The sequence below is a fragment of the Tsukamurella conjunctivitidis genome (assembly GCF_007858475.1).
In the GTDB taxonomy this organism is placed as follows: Bacteria; Actinomycetota; Actinomycetes; order Mycobacteriales; family Mycobacteriaceae; genus Tsukamurella; species Tsukamurella conjunctivitidis.
In genome coordinates this window covers 1-931 of record NZ_VIGX01000053.1, presented here as the reverse complement: position 1 = coordinate 931, position 931 = coordinate 1, and the positions used below count along the sequence as shown (strand labels likewise).

Annotated in this window: 1 protein-coding gene; it reads right to left on the bottom strand. The window is 65.8% G+C overall.

Translation table 11 applies throughout. From position 1 onward, the window contains the following. Positions 1 to 761 (bottom strand): transposase (locus FK530_RS24285; RefSeq protein WP_193560358.1); only part of this gene is annotated, 761 nt, incomplete at its 3' end. Positions 762 to 931 lie beyond the last annotated feature (170 nt).

The following is a 931-nucleotide window of genomic DNA, read 5'->3' as shown; positions in this document are numbered from 1 at the left end:
CCGAGGGTGCTGCTGGACGGCCGTGTGCCCGATGCGGGCTGGCTGGAGTGCGGCGTGAGGTCAGTGGGTGCGGTGGAGAGGATTCGCTGGGTCCGCTCAACGCCTGCAGCGCTGGACGGGCGAAGGGTCGGCATGGGAGCTGCGGAGAATTCCGGGATGGTGAGTGAGGGGTGGTACCTGTACGTGTCGAAGAGTTCCCCCTGGCCCGCGTGAGCCTTCGGGTTGAGCCGCTTGACGCGTCGCACGATCAGGCGGCACGTCACTTGGTCCTCCTTGGGATGGGAGGTGAAAGCGGTGAAAGGGACTTCAGCGACCTCAGCGTCACTGATCCACTCACCGGTGTCTTCTTCGAAGATGGCGTCGGGGTAGTGGATGCCCACCCAGGCATCTTCCTCGATCATGGTGATGGCTCGGATCACGGTCTGCCACTGGGGGATGGTCACGGAGAACCAGCATCCAGCGTCTTGGAAGGCGTGGACGAAGGTGCAGGTGCAAAACGCGCTGTCGGCCCGCCCCATGATCTGGGTCGCGGGGCGGACCTTCTTGGCCAGGGTGAGGGCTCTCGTGGCATGCCAGGCTGCGTGGTCCCCCGACTTCACGTTGCCGCGACGCAGTTGGGCGCCTGCGATCACGGGCGCAGAGTGGTCGGTGCTGATGGTGGCGACCAGCGCGTTGAGGCCCTTGACATGGTTGTACCCGTAGGCCACCGCCTGCTTCGCGTACCCGTGCACCTCGCGGATCGTATCGTCGAGGTCGACCATGACCAGGGGATCGCTGCCGAAGAGGGTGGGGACCAGGGGAGCCAAGTTGGTCAGGAGCTGGCGATTGACGGCTCCCAGCTGGAGTGTGTGACCGTGGGTGTAGGACCGCAGGTGCGTCCCCAACGTGGAGGGGGCACGCACCGCCCCCACCACCTTTGCCGACCCACCCG